The 20537-nt window shown below is 36.1% G+C and carries 14 protein-coding genes; 6 read left to right on the top strand and 8 right to left on the bottom strand.

The window, feature by feature from the left end; genetic code table 11:
- Positions 1-177: 177 nt before the first annotated feature.
- Entirely contained in the window at positions 178-927 is a 750-nt protein-coding gene (locus ACFSC2_RS18010; protein WP_379815729.1) for a DUF1349 domain-containing protein, read from the bottom strand.
- 100 nt (positions 928-1027) lie between these two features.
- Here ACFSC2_RS18010 and ACFSC2_RS18005 point away from each other — a divergent pair, with 100 nt between their 5' ends.
- Genes ACFSC2_RS18005 through ACFSC2_RS17995 form a run of 3 tightly spaced genes read left to right on the top strand, consistent with a single transcriptional unit; the run spans position 1028 to position 3557 of the window.
- Positions 1028-1804: a response regulator transcription factor gene (locus ACFSC2_RS18005; protein ID WP_379815728.1), complete on the top strand. Its 777-nt coding sequence runs from the start codon at positions 1028-1030 to the stop codon at positions 1802-1804.
- A 36-nt stretch (positions 1805-1840) separates the two neighbouring features.
- On the top strand, positions 1841-2959 hold the full coding sequence (locus ACFSC2_RS18000; RefSeq protein ID WP_379815727.1) for an XdhC family protein: 1119 nt from the start codon (positions 1841-1843) through the stop codon (positions 2957-2959).
- The gene (locus tag ACFSC2_RS17995) at positions 2952-3557 is read left to right on the top strand and encodes a nucleotidyltransferase family protein (RefSeq protein ID WP_379815726.1); all 606 of its coding nucleotides are present in this window, start codon (positions 2952-2954) and stop codon (positions 3555-3557) included. The genes ACFSC2_RS18000 and ACFSC2_RS17995 overlap by 8 nt, the downstream gene beginning before the upstream one ends.
- A gap of 62 nt (positions 3558-3619) precedes the next feature.
- Here ACFSC2_RS17995 and ACFSC2_RS17990 read toward each other — a convergent pair whose 3' ends face one another.
- Entirely contained in the window at positions 3620-4756 is a 1137-nt protein-coding gene (locus ACFSC2_RS17990) for a cysteine desulfurase family protein (protein WP_379815725.1), read from the bottom strand.
- A 337-nt stretch (positions 4757-5093) separates the two neighbouring features.
- Here ACFSC2_RS17990 and ACFSC2_RS17985 point away from each other — a divergent pair, with 337 nt between their 5' ends.
- From ACFSC2_RS17985 to ACFSC2_RS17975, 3 genes are read left to right on the top strand one after another with little or no spacing between them, the layout of a single operon-like run.
- On the top strand, positions 5094-5732 hold the full coding sequence (locus ACFSC2_RS17985) for a (2Fe-2S)-binding protein (protein WP_379815724.1): 639 nt from the start codon (positions 5094-5096) through the stop codon (positions 5730-5732).
- Positions 5729-6709 (top strand): FAD binding domain-containing protein, encoded by a 981-nt coding sequence (locus ACFSC2_RS17980; RefSeq protein WP_379815723.1) that lies wholly within the window; start codon positions 5729-5731, stop codon positions 6707-6709. The genes ACFSC2_RS17985 and ACFSC2_RS17980 overlap by 4 nt, the downstream gene beginning before the upstream one ends.
- Positions 6710-6716: 7 nt before the next feature.
- Positions 6717-8918 carry a xanthine dehydrogenase family protein molybdopterin-binding subunit gene (locus tag ACFSC2_RS17975; protein ID WP_379815722.1) on the top strand — a complete coding sequence of 734 codons (2202 nt, stop codon included), beginning with the start codon at positions 6717-6719 and terminating at the stop codon, positions 8916-8918.
- Between the two features lie 190 nt (positions 8919-9108).
- Here the strand turns inward: ACFSC2_RS17975 and ACFSC2_RS17970 are convergent, their stop codons facing one another.
- From ACFSC2_RS17970 to ACFSC2_RS17945, 6 genes are all read right to left on the bottom strand, one after another.
- Positions 9109-9672, bottom strand: coding sequence for a DUF2911 domain-containing protein (locus ACFSC2_RS17970; RefSeq protein WP_379815721.1), 564 nt, complete (start codon positions 9670-9672; stop codon positions 9109-9111).
- A gap of 104 nt (positions 9673-9776) precedes the next feature.
- Entirely contained in the window at positions 9777-11576 is a 1800-nt protein-coding gene (locus ACFSC2_RS17965) for a glycoside hydrolase family 2 protein (RefSeq protein ID WP_379815720.1), read from the bottom strand.
- A 261-nt stretch (positions 11577-11837) separates the two neighbouring features.
- Positions 11838-14162 (bottom strand): glycoside hydrolase family 2 protein, encoded by a 2325-nt coding sequence (locus tag ACFSC2_RS17960; RefSeq protein ID WP_379815719.1) that lies wholly within the window; start codon positions 14160-14162, stop codon positions 11838-11840.
- Between the two features lie 172 nt (positions 14163-14334).
- Positions 14335-15510 carry a glycoside hydrolase family 88 protein gene (locus ACFSC2_RS17955; RefSeq protein ID WP_379815718.1) on the bottom strand — a complete coding sequence of 392 codons (1176 nt, stop codon included), beginning with the start codon at positions 15508-15510 and terminating at the stop codon, positions 14335-14337.
- A gap of 286 nt (positions 15511-15796) precedes the next feature.
- The gene (locus tag ACFSC2_RS17950) at positions 15797-17317 is read right to left on the bottom strand and encodes a RagB/SusD family nutrient uptake outer membrane protein (protein ID WP_379815717.1); all 1521 of its coding nucleotides are present in this window, start codon (positions 17315-17317) and stop codon (positions 15797-15799) included.
- A 15-nt stretch (positions 17318-17332) separates the two neighbouring features.
- The gene (locus tag ACFSC2_RS17945; RefSeq protein ID WP_379815716.1) at positions 17333-20335 is read right to left on the bottom strand and encodes a SusC/RagA family TonB-linked outer membrane protein; all 3003 of its coding nucleotides are present in this window, start codon (positions 20333-20335) and stop codon (positions 17333-17335) included.
- Positions 20336-20537: the final 202 nt, after the last annotated feature.

Raw genomic sequence — 20537 nt, 5'->3', positions numbered from 1 at the left:
AACTTAATCTTACAAAAGAGATGTCGATTTAAAAAAATGATTAAGTAATCAATAAAAAATGCGGTATCTTATTTTGTTTTTTAAAGTCAATCCCCGATAACTATTGGTAGCAATTAATTACTTTTTTTTTAAATAGTAAGTTCGCAAGGATGTAGTTAAAATCTACATTTTAAAATTCTAAATCCCCAAACGGAAATCTGAAACGCTTTTATCTTCTAATTTGATTTCTTCAAAAATGCTTTGAGTTCCTTTATCAACAGGACATTGCGTGCTTATTCCCATCCAGATTTGTGCTGGATAATTGTTTTTGTACAATCTCACCATCTGCCAGTTCTTTTTGTCTAATGAATAGTAACTCGCCACAGTTTTAGTGTCAGAAGAAATTTTCATATAAACAAAAGGTTGTTTTACAATATCGTGGTTATTATCATCAGAAGTTTCCATGGTACGAACTGTAACAATTCTACGATTGCCTCTTTCGTCTTGCTCAAAACAAAATTTCTGGTAGAAACTGTCATTTACATAGATATATAAAACCCCAGCATTATAAAGTCCTTTTTCTGTAAACTGAGGCGTAACTTTCGCGGTAAGCGTAAAAGGTTTTGTATTATCTACTTGCGATAAAAGCATTGGTGCAGTTGTATTAGAAAGTTTTCCATCGGGATCAGAGAAATAATCTGATTTTTCTCCCGCTTTAAAAACGATTTTTTCATTTGCTTCCTTTGTAATCAAAGTGTCAGCGCCATTTACAGCTTTCGTAAAATGTATAGCTGATAATTTGATATCACAAGGCTGACCATTTACTTTGGCACTGTCTTTTACCGTTTTTTCAGGAGGATTTTCGACAGCCATATCTTTATTATTTTTATTGCAGGCAGAAAAGATTAAACATAGAAAAATACTAACAGTATATAAATTTGTTTTCATAAATAGGGTTTTTAAGAATAGAAATGATATTTTTAGTTTTTCAAAAATACCATCGCCTTTTAAAAGGAGCAATACGTAAAATTAACCAATTCTTATTTCAATGTCATCAAACCTTTCGATAGAAAACGAATTATCCGTAACTTTTCTAGAACAGAATTTCGACATTGGAGAATCTAACGATATTGAGTTCTTTAAAAAGTCCGTTGCTAATTATGTTAATTTAGAACAATGCGTTGCTGTTCTTTCGGACTATAGAGCAGATAAAAGCTATATTTATGCCGGAAGTTTTGGTTCTGTTTTCGGGTTGTCCGAGAAATATTCGGTAATAGATTCTGCATTTGAAGATTGCATTTTCTCCTATTTAAACCCAGATGATTTGGTAGAACGCCACGCCTTAGAACTTAATTTTTATCATTTTCTAAAAACGGTTCCGCACGAAAACTATAGTCATTATAGTACCTTTAGCCGTATTCGTCTTCAAAACGAAATTCAAAAATGCAGTTACATTAACCATCGCACGACTTATCTTAAAACATTTAGTAATGGAAGCATTTCGCTTGCATTATGTCTTTACGCACCATCAACCGATTTACAATCAAGATCTGGAATAGACGGAAAGATTTTTAATATTCAAACTGGCGAGATTATCGATGCTGTCAGATATAAAAATAATGCGGCAACAATTCTTTCTAAAAGAGAAATCGAAGTTTTAAAACAGGTTTCTAAAGGCCGTAAAAGTGAGCAAATTGCGGCAGAAATGCATATTTCTGTTTACACTGTTCGCAGACATCGACAAAATATAATTGAAAAAATGAAAGTAACTAACACGGCAGAAGCGGTTAAAACGGCTTTAGTAATGGGAATTATTTCGCTTTAAAAGAATTCCTTATTTTTGTTAGAAGGATCCATTATTATGAAAGAAATCAACGATATCGTAAAAGCGTACAAAGAGGCAGTAGAAGAGGGTAAAAAATGCGCTTTGGCCACCGTTGTAAAAGTCGAAGGTTCATCGTACAGACAGCCCGGGGCCCGTATGCTCGTAACAGAAGAGGGACAGCTTACTGGTGCCATCAGCGGTGGCTGTTTAGAGGGAGATGCATTAAAAAGAGCACTGCTTTCTATTCATCAAAAAGAAAACAAACTCATAACTTATAATACCAATAATGAAGAAGATGCTGAGATTGGTTTGCAACTCGGCTGTAATGGAATTGTGCATATTCTTTTTGAATTTATTGATGATGAAAAGACCAATAATCCGATCACATTTCTACAACAATTAGGCAGAGAAAGAAAGCCGGCAGTTCTAGTCACTTTGTTTTCACTAAAGAAATATGCAATTCAATTGGGAACTGTTTTGTTTTATCGCGAAAATGAATTTTTATATCAAAATGAGATTGCCTTAAAATTACTTTCGGATGCTCAAGAAGTACTTTATAACAAAACTTCTATCATAAAAAATATAAATCCTGAAAATGCGGAAGAAGCATTAATTGAATATATAAATCCGCCCATTTCGGTTGTAATAGCAGGAGCAGGGAACGATGTACAGCCGTTAGTCAAAATGACTTCAATTTTGGGTTGGGAAGTTTCTATTATTGATGGAAGAAATACACACGCTGTTTCAAAGCGTTTTCCAGATGCAAAAAATGTTATTGCTGCAAAATCAGAAGCATTTTTAGAAAATGTGACAATCGATTCGCAGACTTATTTTGTTTTAATGACACACAATTATCAATACGATTTGGAGGTTTTAAGACAGCTTTTACAACAAAATTGCCATTACATTGGTGTATTGGGACCAAAAACGAAATTAAACCGAATGCTCGACGATTTAAAGCAAAAAGGATTTGAAGTAAACGAAGAACAGTTAAAACGAATTTATGGACCAATTGGACTTGATTTAGGCGCAGAAACTGCCGAAGAAATTGCTTTGTCGATAGTTGCAGAAATTAAAGCAGTGATTTCGGGAACTAACGGATCTTCTTTAAAAAATAAATCAGGAAAAATTCATACCACTACAATACATGTCTAATTTGGAGGAAAGTAAAATTGGAATTGTGATTCTTGCCGCAGGAAATTCGTCAAGGCTTGGACGTCCAAAACAACTTTTAAAATTTAAAGAAAAATCGCTTTTAGAAAACGTAATTTCAGAAGCTTCTAACACTAAAAATGCTATTGTTGTAGTTGTATTTGGATCTAATCACGAATTGATCGAAAGCGAAATTACCGACACAACAATACAAAAAGTTTTTAATCCTGAATGGGAATCTGGAATTTCAAGTTCGATTACAAAAGGTTTGTCTAAACTATTAGAATTAAATCCAGACTGCCAGAAATGTATTTTTACAGTTTGTGATCAGCTTTTTATAACTACTTCGCTTTTTGAAAATCTTATTCAGAAATCTCAAAAAAACAATAAAGGAATTGCAGCTTCGGCATATTCTGAAACTTTAGGAACGCCGGTTTTATTTCATCAAAAATATTTTAATGAGCTTCTAGAATTAAAAGGAAAGGCTGGAGCAAAAAAGCTAATTAAGAAATATGCAGATGATGTGGTTTCGATTCACTTCGAAAAAGGAAATGTAGATATTGATACACAGGAAGATTATGATCAGTTTATTTCTTTTTAGAAGTTGCAAAGTCACAAAGTTTCAAAGGGACAGGGGTTCAAAGCTTAATTGATGAAAAAAACTCAACTTCGTAATTTTACACACAATTCCAAAACACGATCAACAACATAATCAATTTCGTCAGAAGTCGTATACTTACTCAAACTAAAACGAATCGAACTCAACGCTTGTTCATCAGATAATCCCATTGCTTTTAAAACATGCGAAGGTTCAGAAGTTACGGCAGAACAAGAAGCGCCGTTAGAAACTGAAATATTTCCCAAAGCCATAATCAACTGTTCTGAATTGACACTGGGAAAACAAATATTTGAAGTATTATAAATTCGGTTTTGAATATCTCCATTTACAAAAGAACCTTCAAATTGCAATAAACCAATTTCTAGTTTGTCTCTCAATAGTTTTACTCTATTTTGATTTTCTTCTAATTGATTAACAGCTATTTCGCAAGCTTTACCTAATCCAACTATTCCAGGAACATTTAAAGTACCGCTACGTAATTTCCGCTGTTGCCCGCCGCCTATAATTTGAGGAATCAATTTTGTTTTGGCTTTCGCCGAAAGATACAAAGCACCGACTCCTTTTGGTCCATGAAATTTATGCGCTGATAAAGTTAAAAGATCAATTCCGTATTTTTTAACGTCGACAGAAATCTTTCCAACTGCTTGAGTCGCATCACATAAAAACAGAACATTTTTGCTTTTTAACAATGCTGAAATTGCATTTATGTTTTGAATGACACCAGTTTCATTATTTGAAAACATCATGATGAAAACCAGTGTTTTATCTGTAATTGTCTTTTCTAAAAGTTCAAGATCTAAAAGCCCGTCAGAAGCTGTTGGTAAATATGTGACATCAAAGCCAATACTTTTCATAAAATGGCAATTTTCAAGAACAGCTTTATGTTCTGTTACAACAGTTACAATATGTTTTCGTTCTTGATAAGCCAAACCTTTTACAGCCAAATTTATTGCTTCTGTAGCTCCAGAAGTAAAAGTAATTTCATCAGGTTCTGCATTAATCAAATTGGCCGTTTGCCAAGCCACTTTTTCGACAGCTTCGTTTATTGTCAATCCTGCAATATGCGAACTTGTCGAATTTGCATATAAATCGGTAAAATAAGGAAGCATTTCCTCCAGAACACGATCATCAACACGCGTTGTAGCATTATTATCGAGATAGATGATTTCTTGTTGAGACATAATTTGGGCTTAATTCAGTAAAAATACAATTTTATAATCTCGCAAAGTCGCAGAGGTGCAAAGTTTTTAAACCATATAAGTGATATAAGATTTTTAAGTTTTCTCTTAATTGAACTTATATCACTTATATGGTTATTTTTCATATTAAACTTTGCGTTTGTGCGACTTTGCGAGATTTCATTTTATAAAACCTTAGCGTCTTTGCGGTTAAAAAAAACAGAAATTGTAATTATTCTAAATAAGAGTAATGTTTGAATTTCATAACTTTTTGTTATTTAAGTTGATTAAATTTGTTAGAATGACAAAAGTGAATTTGCTAATTTAACAGATAGACTGAATGGCTTCTAAAAAAACAAACGATAATAAAGTAACGCCCGAAGATGCAAATTCGCGTCGTGACTTTATAAAGAAATCAGGATTTTTTACCGCTCTTGCTTTGGCCCCGCCTTCATTGGTAATGGCATCTGAGAATAAATGGGATGAGAAAATTGCCGAGTATTTAGAAACAGTGCCGCTTTCAATTGAAGTAAATGGCACAAAACACAATTTAAATATCGAGCCAAGAACCACTTTGCTTGATTTACTTCGTGAACAATTGCAATTAACCGGAACCAAAAAAGGCTGCGATCACGGACAATGTGGCGCCTGTACAGTTCACGTAAACGGAACCCGAATTTTGTCGTGTCTTTCTCTGGCAACGATGCAGCAAAATGCACAGGTTACCACAATCGAAGGACTTTCAAAAGGGAAAAAACTCCACCCAATGCAGGAAGCTTTTATCAAACATGATGGTTTTCAGTGCGGGTATTGCACTCCGGGACAAATCATGTCTGGAATTGCCTGCATAAAAGAAGGCCACGCCAACAGCAGAGAAGAAATCAGCGAATACATGAGCGGTAATATCTGTCGTTGCGGTGCTTATCACAATATTGTTGATGCTATTACCGAAGTGAAGGAAGGAGGGAAGGAATTATGAAAAATTTTCAGATAATTAAAGCCTTGTCGTCTTCGTCGGCATTGACAGGAAAAGCCAAAGATAATTCTTCGATGTTTATTGCAGGAGGAACCAATCTGGTCGATTTGATGAAGAAAAATGTCGTTGCTCCCGACAAATTGGTTGACATAAACGGACTTGATCTTAAAAAAATAGAATTCTTAAAAGGAAAAGTTTCGATTGGTGCTTTGGCAAAAAACAGTCAGGTTGCCGAAGATGCTTCCATAAAAGAAAAACATCCTTTGCTGGCTTTGGCTTTAGCGGCTGGAGCTTCTCAGCAAATTCGTCATATGGCAACAGTTGGTGGAAATATGCTTCAAAAAACACGTTGTTCTTACTATTACAATACCGATATGCCATGTAACAAACGTGCTCCAAAAAGCGGCTGCGGTGCTATTGGAGGTTCGAACAGAATGCACGCTGTTTTTGGAGCCTCAGACAGTTGTATTGCAGTGCACCCGAGTGATATGTGTGTGGCTTTGGCAGCGCTCGACGCAACGGTTTTGGTCGAAGGTCCAAAAGGGAAACGTGAAATTAATTTTACAGATTTTCATCGACTTCCGGGAAACACTCCTGAAAAAGACAATACGCTAGATGCAAGGGAATTGATCACTTCTGTTGAAATTCCGGATAATAATTTCACTAAAAATGTTCATTATTTAAAAGTCCGTGACAGAACAAGTTATGCTTTTGCATTGGTCTCTGTTGCTGTGGCTTTGGATATAAAAAATAATACCATAAATGATGTCAGACTGGCTATGGGCGGTGTGGCGCATAAACCTTGGCGATTAACTGAAACCGAAAAATTCCTTAAAGGAAAAACTATTTCAGAAGATTTATTTAAACAAGCAGGCGATTTATCGATGAAAGGTGCCAGAGGTTATGGCGACAACGATTTTAAATTAACGCTTGGCGGAAACGCAGTAACAGAAGCACTTACAATAGCAGCATCAAAATAATTAAATTATGAGCAAGACAAGTAATATTAATAGAGTTGACGGATTTGCTAAGGTAACAGGCTCTGCAACTTATTCAGCCGAATATAAAACACCGGGCGTGGTTTATGCCTGCCTTGTGGGAAGTACAATTGCAAAAGGTAGAATCAAAACCATTGATACTAAAAAAGCAGAATGGGCGCCGGGAGTTCTGGCGGTGATTACGCATTTGAATGTCGACAAACCTTCTGGTTATCAAAAAGCAAAAGACAAGAGAAATTTCGGTCAGCCGCTTCAGATCTTTAAAGATGATTCGGTTTTGTATTACGATCAGCCGATTGCTTTGGTAATTGCGGATACTTTTGAACGTATGCGTTATGCGGCAAGTTTGATTAAAGCTGATTATTTTAAAGAAGAACATTCGACAGAACTTCACAAAGCAGCTGACAAAGAAAGAAAAATAGACACCGATAAAGGAAACGATTACCATCGAGGTGAACATGACGGTTATAAAAATGCTGAGGTTGTTTTGGAAACCGAATACACGATTCCGACCGAAGTTCATAATCCAATGGAATTAGCCAATATCATTGCAAAATGGGACGGAAACAAACCGATTTTATACACTAAAAGTCAAGGTGTTGAAGGCACCAGAAAAAGTGTTGCCGGAGTTTTTGGTGTTCCTGTAGAAGATGTCGAAGTTCATTCAGAATATCTCGGCGGTGCATTCGGAATGGGATTGCACACTTGGCCGTATGAAATTGCCGCTTTAATTGGTGCGAAAAAATTAAATCGTCCCGTGAAATTGGTTTTACATCGTGAACAGATGTTTACCAATGTTGGTTTTCGACCGTACACCATTCAAAAAATGGGATTGGGCGCTACGAAAGAAGGAAAACTAACTGGTTTAACGCACGAAGCCGTTGCCATGACTTCGAGTTACGAAGATTTCATGGAAGGAACGGTAAACATGTCCCGATTTATTTATGATTGTGCCAATGTTTCAACTCGTTATAGAATTGTTCCGCTAGATACCTGCACGCCAATTTGGATGCGCGGTCCGGGTGAGGCAACTGGTTCTTTTGCGTTAGAATCTGCAATGGATGAAATGGCGTATAAATTAAATTTAGATCCAATTGAGTTTCGCAAATTGAATTATGCCGAAAAAGATTTGGAACAAAATAAACCATGGAGCAGTAAATTTCTGTTAGAATGCTATGAAGGTGGCATGGAACGCATTGGATGGAAAAACCGTAAAAATGAACCAGGTTCTGTTAAAGAAGGAAACTGGCTGGTTGGTTACGGAATGGGAACGGGAACTTTTGGCTGTTATAGAAGTCCAACATCGGTAAAAGCAAAATTTTTAGCCAATGGAGATTTAGTCCTGCAATGTAGTGTCAATGACATGGGACCAGGAACGGCAACCATGATGACGGCTATTGGGGCAGAAGTAATTGGTCTGCCGTCAGAAAATGTGATTATAGAAATGGGTAAGAGCGGACTGCCAAAAGGGCCAACACAAGGAGGTTCGGCAACGACTTCATCTGTTGGGTCTGCGGTACATGATGCCTGCAATCTATTGTTGAATAAAATAATTGAAATTGGAAGCAAAAATCCAGCTTTAAAAGGAATTGCTATTACAGATTTGACTTTTGAAAATGGTGCGGTTTCTTCTAAAAAAGACAAATCGAAATCGGTTACATTAACAGCACTTTTAAGCAGTAATAAATTGGAAGATTTTGAAGTAGAAAATCTTTCTAAAGCGGCCGAAGAAGCGAAGAAATATTCTATTTACTCGTTTTCAGTTCATTTTGTAAAAGTATTAGTGAATCCGAATTTAGGTAAAATCAGATTGGCGCACGTAGTTTCTTGTGCTGACATTGGAACGGTTATCAGCCAGAAAACCTCTGCGGGGCAAATGTTCGGAGGAGCTGTCGGCGGCATCGGAATGGGATTAATGGAGGCTTTGGAAATCGATCATCGTTTTGGTCGTCCTATCAATAACAATTTTGCCGATTATCATGTTCCTGTAAATGCAGATATTGAAAAGCAGGAAGTATTTTTCGTCAACAAAAAAGATCCAATCAGTAACCCAATGGGAACAAAAGGTCTTGGAGAAACTGCTTTAGTTGGAATGGCGCCTGCAATTGCTAATGCTGTTTTTAACGCAACAGGAAAACGAGTAAGAGATTTACCAATTACGTTGGATAAGATTATAGAAACTATCGCTTAAATTTCTAGCCACAGATTTAAGAGCATTAAAATGATTTTATTATAGCCACGAATTACACAAATTAGCACAAATTTTTTCTTTCAATTAATATTTAAATTTGTGCTAATTTGTGTAATTCGTGGCAAAAAAAAAGTCGCAAAGCTTAAAAAACTTTGCGACTTTGTGCCTTCGTGGCATATATTATTAAAACTTATTTAACCGTAATAGGTAATTCAACAGTTGTTTTATCCCATCCAATAACTAAATTAGCCACATTTCCTTGCGTTGTAAATGCGATAGATAAAGCTTCAACAGGAGTAGAAACTGGTTTAACAGGAACAGAAACTCTTACAACGTCTTTGCTTTCATCATAAGCATAACCACCCCATAAATCCAATTCTTTATTGATGATGATAGTCCATTTGTCTTTTTCTGGAATAGCAAAAAAGCTATAGTATCCTGCAGGAACTTTTTTACCACCAATTGTTACGTCTTTGTAGAATTTGATTTCTGTATTTTCGTTAGCACCAACTCTCCAAACTTCTCCAAATTTTACAACATCACCAAAAATAGTTCTTCCTTTTGCAGAAGGTCTTGCGTAAGTAACTTTGATAACCGGATTTGGATTATCTGTTTTTTTGAATTTAACCGCTTTGTTTGGGAAATAAGAAATATCAACAGGACTATTGTCTAGTGGAGCAAATTTTACCACATCTTGAGCCTGAACTGTAAAAGCAGCAAACAATGTAACTGCCATTAAATAGAATTTTTTCATAGGATTACAATTTTTAGAATTACTACAAAGTAAATTAATAATGAAGAAAAATCATATAATTACAGTTTGTTTTTTGTTAATGAATTGATAATAGATTATAATTTCTAGTATTCCTTTTTCTTTTTAGCATACCAATCCTGCATAATGTAAAACGCTTTTTTCTTTTCACCTTCATTCGAAATTAAACCTTTACGATTGTAACCGTCCTGAATCCCCGGAAGTAATCTTTTCGGCGATCTGAAATCAACCAAAATCCACGGACTTGTGCCACTGAGGTGTGGAATCTTTTCGATCATTTTTAAATTCTGAATGTATAGATATTCCTGATATTCTTCGGTCCAGCGTTCGTTTTTTTCTCCGTGAAAACCAGCTTTAGCATCACCTCCAAATTCAGAAACGATTATAGGTTTATTGTATTTTGATTTCCATGTTATTTTCTCAGCATCTTCTAGGTTGCCGCCGTACCAGCCCAGATATTGGTTGAAAGCCACAACATCTAAAACTTCACCAATTGGATCGTCAATAGTTTCCTTTTTTGTCAATAAAGCGGCACTGATTAATCTTGTATTATCTAACGATCTCGTATGCGATGCTAAATTTTTAATGAAAGTATTTCTAGCTTCCGAAATCGGAGTTTCATTTGCCATTGACCAAATAATAATGCTCGCTCTGTTTTTATCTCGAGTAATAGAAGCTGTTAATTGATCTTCGGCATTTTGATACGTGTTTTTATTCGTAAATTCTACTGTCCAATACACCGGAATTTCTTCCCAAACCATGATTCCCATTTTGTCAGCTTCGCGAATGATATTTTCGTTGTGTGGATAATGCGCCAGACGAACATAATTGCAACCTAATTCTTTCGCCCAATTCAGTAAACGCAAAGCATCTTCGGGAGAATTTGCACGTCCGCCTTTGGCATTTTCTTCATGAATAGAAATACCGCGTAAGAAGATTTGTTTTCCGTTTAGCAGAATTTTATCTTCTTTGGTTTCGATAGTTCTAAAACCAATTTGATCTTTTAATTTTTTTCCGTTAAAATCAATCGTTACGTCGTATAATTTCGGATTTTCAGGTGACCAATACGAGATTTTTTTAGCTGGAATTTCTAAATTTAAAAGTCCATGGGAATCTGCTTTTCCTTTAAAGTTGATTTTTAATTCCGGAATAGAAACTGAAATAGTATTCTGAGAAGCTTCTAAATTATTGATTTTAATAAAACCAGAAATAACATTTGCATTGCCCTTTTTCAGCTGAATCGTGTAATCTTCCACAAAAGAAGCTTCTTCTTCAATTAAAGTTACATCGCGCGTTATACCGCCGTAATTCCACCAATCGGTATTCACAGTTGGAACATCTTCTTTATGACGCGTATTATCTACTTTAATAACTAAATAATTTCCTTTTGGCTGTACAATCGAAGTCACTTCATAATTAAACGGCGTAAAACCACCTTCATGAGTTCCGAGTTTTTTTCCGTTTAAATAAACATCCGCTTTATAATTGATCGCTCCCAAATATAAAAAGAGACGCTTTTTGGATGCCAAATTATAATCGAAAGATTTCTTGAACCACACATTTCCTTCATAATATTTCAACTCCGGAACCTGCGAATTCCAATCGCTTGGAATCGTAATCGTCGGAGATTTATCAAAATCATATTCTACTAATTCTTGTTTATTTTGAGCATGATAATTACTAAAAAAAGCTCCTTTTGCAGGTTTTTCATTTTTATCATATTGATCTAAGTGAAAGCTGTAAAACCCAGTTTGATAGGGATCGACAATGTAATTCCAAACGCCGTTTAGTGAAGTGGTATTTCGGTTTGGAACATTGGAAATTAAATTTTGTGAAAATCCCAGAACAGAAAAGGTTATGAGTAATGCGGTTAGTAGTTTTTTCATTTTGTATTAATTTGTTTTTGTTTGTTTTTGCCACAGATATTTTTATTTGTAGCCACAGATTATAAGGATTAAAATGATTTTGTTTCACGCAGATTTTAAAAGATTTAAGCAGATTAAAATTAATTTTTTAATTAAATCAAATCTGCTCAATTTGCCAGATCTGCGAGAAAATTAAATCTGCGTCCTCTGCTAAAATCTTTTAAAATCTGCGTGAAATAAAAAAACTTAGAATCTTAGCGCCTTAGCAGCTTAGAATCTTTTCTAATCAACAGAAATCCTCAAATATTCCCCTTTAAAACTTTGATTCAGAGCCGTCATCTCGATTGGATTTCCTGAGCCGTCGGGAATTACTTCAATAGAAGCTTTTCCGTTTGCCATTCTTATCGATTCGCTTCCCGTTGGTGTTCCTTGATTTTTAAGTGTTTTTCCTCCTTTTAAACATTGAAAATAAACACTTGCTTCATAATCCAGACAACGTAAATTGTTATTGTCAACAGCAATTGCGGTTACTAGGTAATTTCCATTTTTTAGTTTTTCAGATGATAATTGTAACGAAACCGCCGTGTCATTTTTATTAAAACGATAATTCACTTTCAGCGTATCGGAAACTGTTTTTCCTTCTTTTGTTTTTCCAATCGCAATTAAAACATTTTCACCTTTTGCAAAATTGACATCCCAAGTTAAGCCATTTGCAGGATATAGAGCAAGATTTCGCTGTTTTTCTCCCAATGATTTTCCGTTATGAGATAAAGTGACTTTTTCGCAATTGCTGAAAACGCTGATGATTCTCGGCGTATTTTCAGACCCTTGACGTTCTGTCCACGTATGCGATTCGATGTACGTGAAAGGTTCCTTTGCCCAATAACTTTTAAAAACATAATAAGCATCTTTCGGAATCCCGTTTCGATCGGTAAGTCCTTTTTGATTCATGTACGGAATATCGTCTTCTGGGCGTAAAGGCGTTGCAAAATCCTTGAATGCCCATTGTACATTGCCCACAAACATTGGATCATTTTCAGATATATGCAAATGCCAGTCAAACAAATCAACAATATAGTTTTCGCTCCAGTCACCAATTTGGGCAATGTTTGCGACTTTCGTCTGTACAATTGCTTCTTCCCAACCTTCAGCTTTTATGACATTTTCGCCTGTAACCGGATTTTCGCTATGACGACCCACGTGACTGTCGCCGCCATATTCGGCATGAATAAAATGTTTGTATTCTTTTTTGTAAACGTCAATTGCTTTTTGGTAGCTTTTGTAACTTCCAGAATACCAGCCCGACCAAATCGAAGGCGAGAATACATCTACAATATGCGAACCTTCGTAGTACTTTCTAATTGCTGTTTTTCTAGTCAGATCGAGTTTGTGTGCAATATCATTCAATTCACTTAAAAACACATTCGTTTTTTCTGCATTATCACCGTCAGGAAAATCAGGAAGCCAGTTCATTTCGTTTCCTAAAGACCAGATAATAATACTCGGATGATTGTAATTTTGGTTGATGATTTCTGCCAGCATATTTTTGGTGTTGGTTTTCCAAACCTCATTTCCGATTCCACCTCGACACCAAGGGAGTTCATCCCAAACCAATAAACCTAATTCATCACAAGCTTTGTAAACTTCAGGATCTTGCGGATAATGCGCTAAACGAACGAAATTAGCGCCCATTTCTTTTATCGATTTCATGTCCGCCCAATGCTGTTCGTTGCTCATGGCAGCGCCAACTCCGGCTTGTTCTTCATGACGATGTGTACCGCGAATCAAGAGACGTTTTCCATTTAAATAAAAAGGTCCATGATCTTTAAACTCAAACCATCTAAAACCTACTTTCTCAGAAACGCTGTCTTTAATTTGATTTTTTTCTGATAAAGAAGCTGTCAGTTGGTATAAATTAGGTTTTTCAGTATCCCAAAGTTCAGGGTTTTTGATGTTTTCGAAAGTGATAGTCGAAGTTTTATCCGAAACTGGAATCGTTTTGCTCACTATTTTTTTTCCTTTCGGATTTTTTAAAGTTATAGTTAGCGATAAATCTTTTGCATTATCAGGATTTACAATTGAAGAAATGATTTGTATCGAAGCTTTTTTAGAAGAAACTTCCGGAGTTGTAATTTTTATGTTTTCGATATGATTTTTGTATTTCGAAACCAGCCACACATCGCGCGTGATACCGCCATAAATAAAGAAATCACTTTTTTGTGACGGAATAATTTCGATATCGTAACTATTATCCACACGAACAAAAATATCGTTGTTTCCTTCTTTAATGAATTTCGTAATATCGATAGAAAAGCCAATATAACCGCCAATATGCGATCCGGCTTTTTTACCGTTTACATATACTTTTGTCGTTACATTTGAACCTTCAAAATACAAGGAGTAAACCTGATTTTGATCGATTTTTGAAATATTGATTTTCTTCTGATACCAGCTGGCATCACGTCTATAACCTGGATATAGATCGGTTGCATCTTCGGCGTTCCAGGTATGAGGTAAATTTAGAGAAGTCCAGTTCTTGGCTTTCTGTGCTTCGCTGAGGTTTTGGGTATGATTTTCTAAATAAAGCCAATTGTCGTTAATGTTCATTTTTGTCTGAGCAAAACTGCTCAGACAAATTTGAAACAAAACAAAAAGCGCAAAAATTGAAAATTTGTGTTTATGTCGTTTGTTCATAGGTTATTTTTTTAGGGACAAAGAGGCAAAGTGACAAAGGGACAAAGGCTGTAAACCTTTGTAGCTTTGTAACTCTGTCACTTTGTTACTTTTTTCTAAGAAGAGCTTCCAGAAAATAATAATCGGCGTAAATTATTGGTTCGTCAATTTCGTCGTGTTTTGGCCAGTTTCCTGTGCTGTGATCGAATAGGAAAGGGGTCTTGATTCCTGTACTTAAAATATATTTATCTGTTTGTACAGAAGCCATTAGTTTATCGGTGAAAGCCAGATAACTTTGATTTTTGGTATAAGTATACAATTCGTATAATCCTGATGCCATAACCATTGCTGCAGAAACATCGCGTGGAGAATTCGGAATATTCGGATCTTTCAAATCCCAATACGGAATTCCATCTTCTGGCAGGTTTTTATTTGTCATAAAAAACTTCGCTGTTCCTTCGGCTTGTTTTAAATACGCTGGATCTTTTGTATAGCGGTAAGACATTGTAAATCCGTACACTGCCCACGCCTGACCACGTGCCCAAACCGAATCGTCATTGTAACCTTGTAATGTTGTTTTCTTTCTAACTTCGCCAGTTGTCGGATTATAATCGATCACATGATAACAAGAATTGTCTGCTCTAAACTGATTTTTTAAAGTCGTATTAGCATGCTGAATGGCAACATTGCGGTATTTTTGATTTCCTGATATTTTTGAAGCTTCAAAAAGCAATTCCAAATTCATCATATTATCGATGATAACAGGATAATCCCAAATTTCTTTATTGAAATCCCAAGAACGAATCGAGCCCACTTTTGGATTAAACCTTGTACATAAAGTTTCTGCGCCTTTAACAATTACGGCTTCGTATTCTTTCTTGTTTTCCACTTTTAGGGCTTCTCCAAAACTGCAAAACACTTTAAAACCTACGTCATGCGAATTACTATTGACACTTTCTTTTTTGCTGAAAGGAGTCCATTTTTGAGCTTGTTCTTTGTATTTGGAGTCGCCTGTCAATCGGTATAACTGCCAAAGATTTCCAGCGAAAAAACCGCTTGTCCAGTCTTTCGACGGCACTTTGCGAATTTCTAAGGTTTTAGTATTCATACTTCTCGGCATTGACATTGAATCTACTGGATAATCGAGTAACATTTTGTAGCGTGTTTCCAGAAGACCGTTTACAGAGGTTGTACTTTTTGTTTGATGATTAATTCCTGATTTGCAAGCCGATGTAAGCGATGCAAATCCAAGAACTAAACAAATGAAACTAACTTTATTCATATTAAAATACTATATATATTGTAATCGTGATTTTTAGACGCAGATTTTACGGATTCGCTATTGCGAAGGCGCGGATTGGTACGGATTTTTTTGATGATTTTTATTTCACGCAGATTTAAAAGGATTTTGGCAGATAAAGCAGATTTTTTTATCAATTTTAATCAGCTTAAATCTTTTTAAATCTGCGTGAAACCTAATTATACGCGACGTGATTAAAAAATCCGTTTCAATCCGCTCCCGATAGCTATCGGGATCGCGATAGCGAATCCGTATCATCCGCGTTCATTTAATACCCAGGATTATTCGGTTTTAAATTTGGATTAATAGCCAATTCTGTTCCCGGAAGCGGCCATAAATAATCTTTGTTTGGATCGAAATTAGCGTGCGGTTCTAAACCAGCAGAGCCAAATACTTCTGGACCATTTTTAAGTCTTTTAATATCGTACCATCTGATATATTCAAACGCCAGTTCTAATCTTCTTTCATCAATAACCAATTTTCTAAAATCAGCCTGAGAAAGTCCCGGCGTTACATTTGCAGGAAATGAAACCAGTTTTCCGGCTTTGTTTCTTGCTCTTGCACGAACGCGGTTTACATAACCGTCTGCTTCGGTAGTTCCTGGAGTAATTTCGTTTAAAGCTTCGGCAGCAGTTAATAAAACTTCGGCATAACGCATCGTGATATAATTGTGCTGCGAAGTTCTTCCGTTAGCTCCAGTTTTTCCCGGAAAACGGAAATATTTGGCAATATGCGGACGAGGCGCTTTTTCGTTATCGCTTGAAGGGAAAACCTGCAGCGATCCGCCCGGACCTGTTTTCTTTCTGATAATCGTATCAAAACTTACGGCTCTTCTGTAATCTCTTTGATCCCAAGTGTTGAATACTTTTAATGATGGAACCGCAACTGAGAATCCTTGGCCATAACTGTAACTGTCATCTTTTAACGAACCTGTGAAAAATGCAGTATAATCTTGACCGTAATTTCCTGATGTTAAGTTGTTAAAGTCAATTGTAAAAAGAGGTTCTTTTAACGAAGCCGTTTTGGTAGCATTAAACAAATCCTGAAAATCAGCATCCAAACCTAAACCAAATTTAGCTTCGTTTGTAATTACATATTTAGATTCATCATACGCTTTTTGGAAATTGCCTAAAGTCAAGTAAACTGAAGCTAAATAACCCGCAGCAGTTCCTTTTCCTGGCACCGCCTTAACTTTTGGTTTGTCTTCTAACCATTGTTTTGCAAATTCTAAATCGGCAATGATTTTTGGATACACATCTGCTTCTTTGGTTTTGCTCATACTGTTGATTTGCTTGACATCGTTCACCACAAAATCAATGTATGGAATATCCCCAAAAAGGCGTACCAAATGATAATACGTAAATGCTCTTGCAAAATAAGCCTGAGCCACAATGGCGTTTACTTTTGCAGGATCTCCAGGTGTTTTTTTAGCGCCTTCAATCGCTTGATTGGCTGCTGTAATAATGACATACGATTGCGGCCAAAAGTTTGCCACAAGTGCGTTAGTATCATTCATACTCATATCATTTACATCGATACGTGCGGCCTGAGTGGTTCTGTCGCCAATATCGGCCATATCATCGCGGAGCATCAGGGCAATTGTAAATTCTCTTCCCCAGTAATTATTGTGGGCAATATTGGCAAAAGCTCCGTTTACAGCCGCTTGCAAATCGTCGGTATTGTTGAAGAAATTATCAGGACGAATGATTCCGACTGGTTTTTCTTCGAGATCAGAACAGCTGAAAAAAGCCAGTGTTCCGATAAATAGAAAAGCTATATATTTTTTCATGATAGTTGTATTTGACTAAAATTTTACATTAAATCCAAAAGTGAACGTTCTTACGTTTGGATATCCTCCGTAATCCAATCCTAAATTGGTGTTACTTCTTGAATTGGTGTCGTTTAAGTAATTCGTTTCAGGATCGGTTCCTGGATAATCAGTAATCGTCCAAAGATTTTGTGCACTGATGTAAAAACGAACCTTGTTTAATCCCATTTTTGAAACGATTTTCTCGTCTAAACTATATCCGATCGAAACGTTTTTCAGACGAATGTAACTTCCATCATAAACAAATCTTGAAGTGATTCTTTTGGTTCTTGCCGCATTGATTGGCACATTTGTGTCTGTGTTTGTCGGTGTCCATGCATCTAAAACTTCTGTAGTCGCATTATTGTTTCCAGAAGCCAATTCCATTAAAGTATAATTTAAGATTTGACCGCCTTGAGAACCTTGGAAGAAGATATTCAAATCCAGATTTTTGTATGTGAAGTCATTGTTGAATCCGAAAATGAAATCTGGGTTTGGATTTCCGATAATGGTTTTATCCTGAGAATCTAATTTTCCGTCACCATTGTAATCTCTGAATTTTTCACCTCCAGCAACAGTTTCAAAATTTCCTGGTAAAACCGTTTCTCCCTGCTGAATAACACCATCATAAATAAATCCGAAGAAAGAACCAACAGGCTGTCCCACTCTTAAAATCTGCGATTCAGTTGCCAAGAAATGCCCCGGAGCAGAGTTGATTAAAAGATCTTTATTGTCGGCTAGTTTTAATACTTTGTTTTTGTTCGAAGAAATATTAAAGTTTGTAGACCATGTAAAATCTGGACCTGTAAAGTTTCTGGTATTAATTCCTAATTCCCATCCTTTATTTTCTAATTCTCCCACGTTTTGAAGCTGCGAAGCAATTCCTGAAACTCCCGGAAGCGGTCTGTTAAACAACAAATCTTTCGTGATGGTTTTATAATAATCTGCCGTAATACTGATTCGGTTATCAAACAAACCTAAATCAATACCGTAATCTTGTTGATACGATGTTTCCCATTTTAAATTTGGATTATCCAAAGAAGTCAATTGTACCGCATTTACAATTACATCACCACTCACATAATAAATTTCAGAAAAGCGAGATAGCGTAGAGTAGGCGCCAATTGACGGGTTCCCTGTTGCTCCGTAACTTGCTCTTAATTTTAAGTTTGAAATGGTTTTGTTGTCTTTTAAGAAATTTTCTTTGCTAATGTTCCAACCAATTGCTCCAGAAGGGAAAGTTCCGTATTTGTAGTTTTTACTAAAGCTTGAAGAACCATCTCGTCTGGCTGTAAACGTTAGTAAATATTTATCAGCATAATCAAAGTTTAAACGACCAAAAGCAGAAATCAGCTCCGTTTCAGATAAACCTGAATCTGGTTTTAAGAAAACAGTTCCGGCGCCTAAATTTCTATACGAATTGGTATTCGTCAAAAATCCTCTTGAAGCAGCATACGAATTTTCGTTTTTGTTCTTTTGGTACGAGTAACCACCCAAAACGGTCAAAATACCTCTGTCGATAATTTCACGTTTAAACGTCAAATAATTCTCTGTCAGGAAAGAAGAAAATCTTGTATTGTTTACAGAAGCTTCTCCTTTGATGTTTTTTCCAGCAATTAAAGTCGAAGGAATAAATCTTCCCGTTTGCGAATTGCTATCGGTTAAACCTAAAGTAGTTTTAAAATCAAGATCTTTTGTAATTTGATACTGCGCAAAGAAATTGTTTCGGTTTGTGATATTAACGGTTTCCAGAATATTTTCCATTGCAGTTGCATACGGATTGTCGATATCGTCTCCAATTGGTGCAGTTGTCGTATAAGTTCCGTCAGCGTTATAAATTCCTTTATCCGGCATAAAACGATAAGCAGAAGCAATTACACCCGCAGCACCAGTTCCACCAGCTCCGGTCTGACTTACAATTCCGTCTTTCTTTTGTTTACTGGTAAAAGTGTTTAAACCAACTTTAAACTTTGGAGATAAATCAGCTTCCAAATTACTTACAATCGTGTATCTGTCAATCCCAGAATTAATTACCACACCATTTTGGTTGAAATACGTTCCCGAAACATAATATCTCACGTTTTCAGAACCTCCAGAAAATGACAATTGTGTATTCGAAATCATTCCGTCACGGTAAATAATATCCTGCCAGTCAGAATTTGCAGGCCCTTGCGTATGTGTAGTGAAACTTTTTCTATACGCAGCAAACTGATCGGCGTTTAACAAATGCAGTTTATTGTTTACCGATTGTACAGAAGTCGAGTTGCTGAATTCAATTACTGGTTTTCCCGGTTTTCCCTTTTTAGTGGTAACCATAATAACCCCGTTTGAACCTCTTGATCCGTAAATTGCCGTTGCCGAAGCATCTTTTAAAACTTCGATAGAAGCAATGTCCTGAGGCGCCGGCATAGAAGCGCCTGCAAAACCATCAACGACAACAAGCGCATCTCCACTCGCATTGATAGAAGTACCGCCACGAACCCTGATTTTTACAGGAGCGCCCGGTTCACCACCATTATTAGACATTACCGATACACCGGCAGCGCGTCCCTGTAAAGCCTGTTCTGCGCTTAATACGGGATAAGCAGTTAGTTCTTTTGCAGTTACAGAAGAAACAGAACCAGTAATGTCGCTTTTTTTACGCGTACCGTAACCCACTACAATTACTTCGTCCAGCGCTTTTGTATCTGGTTTTAAACTTACATTAATAACTGATTTAGTGCCAACTGGAATTTCTACCGTTTGAAATCCGACGAAGTTGAAAACTAAAACGGCATTTTTTTCATTAACAATTACAGAGTAATTTCCGTCCATGTCAGCAGAAGCGCCAACAGACGAATTTTTAATATAAACATTGGCACCAGGAAGTCCGAGTTGATCCTCGCTGGAAGTAATTTTTCCAGTGACTTTTTTGTCCTGTGCATTCACAATGAAATTTACCAGTAAAAAAGATACCAGTAAACACCATTTAAAAGGTTTGTTTTTGTGATTTGTAAACATTCATTTTTTGGTTTTAAGGTTAAAAGTTAGCAGTAATAAAAAATCAATAAACTCATTCCAATGATGATTACGACAAATAAAATCTGAAGTAATAAGAAGTAGTTTTTCTTGACTTTCATATCGCAAATGTAGATGCCGAAAACGATATAGAAATACAAAAAAGGGTATCTAAAAATACAGATACCCTTTTTTAACCCTTAAA

This window comes from Flavobacterium artemisiae, assembly GCF_042678225.1.
GTDB classification, from domain to species: Bacteria; Bacteroidota; Bacteroidia; order Flavobacteriales; family Flavobacteriaceae; genus Flavobacterium; species Flavobacterium artemisiae.
This window is presented reverse-complemented; position numbering and strand designations above follow the sequence as displayed.

Bases quoted from the DNA above. Each gene is read 5' to 3' on its own strand.
- ACFSC2_RS18010 (WP_379815729.1), bottom strand. From the start codon at position 927: ATGAAAACAAATTTATATACTGTTAGTATTTTTCTATGTTTAATCTTT.
- ACFSC2_RS18005 (WP_379815728.1), top strand. From the start codon at position 1,028: ATGTCATCAAACCTTTCGATAGAAAACGAATTATCCGTAACTTTTCTA.
- ACFSC2_RS18000 (WP_379815727.1), top strand. From the start codon at position 1,841: ATGAAAGAAATCAACGATATCGTAAAAGCGTACAAAGAGGCAGTAGAA.
- ACFSC2_RS17995 (WP_379815726.1), top strand. From the start codon at position 2,952: ATGTCTAATTTGGAGGAAAGTAAAATTGGAATTGTGATTCTTGCCGCA.
- ACFSC2_RS17990 (WP_379815725.1), bottom strand. From the start codon at position 4,756: ATGTCTCAACAAGAAATCATCTATCTCGATAATAATGCTACAACGCGT.
- ACFSC2_RS17985 (WP_379815724.1), top strand. From the start codon at position 5,094: ATGGCTTCTAAAAAAACAAACGATAATAAAGTAACGCCCGAAGATGCA.
- ACFSC2_RS17980 (WP_379815723.1), top strand. From the start codon at position 5,729: ATGAAAAATTTTCAGATAATTAAAGCCTTGTCGTCTTCGTCGGCATTG.
- ACFSC2_RS17975 (WP_379815722.1), top strand. From the start codon at position 6,717: ATGAGCAAGACAAGTAATATTAATAGAGTTGACGGATTTGCTAAGGTA.
- ACFSC2_RS17970 (WP_379815721.1), bottom strand. From the start codon at position 9,672: ATGAAAAAATTCTATTTAATGGCAGTTACATTGTTTGCTGCTTTTACA.
- ACFSC2_RS17965 (WP_379815720.1), bottom strand. From the start codon at position 11,576: ATGAAAAAACTACTAACCGCATTACTCATAACCTTTTCTGTTCTGGGA.
- ACFSC2_RS17960 (WP_379815719.1), bottom strand. From the start codon at position 14,162: ATGAACATTAACGACAATTGGCTTTATTTAGAAAATCATACCCAAAAC.
- ACFSC2_RS17955 (WP_379815718.1), bottom strand. From the start codon at position 15,510: ATGAATAAAGTTAGTTTCATTTGTTTAGTTCTTGGATTTGCATCGCTT.
- ACFSC2_RS17950 (WP_379815717.1), bottom strand. From the start codon at position 17,317: ATGAAAAAATATATAGCTTTTCTATTTATCGGAACACTGGCTTTTTTC.
- ACFSC2_RS17945 (WP_379815716.1), bottom strand. From the start codon at position 20,335: ATGTTTACAAATCACAAAAACAAACCTTTTAAATGGTGTTTACTGGTA.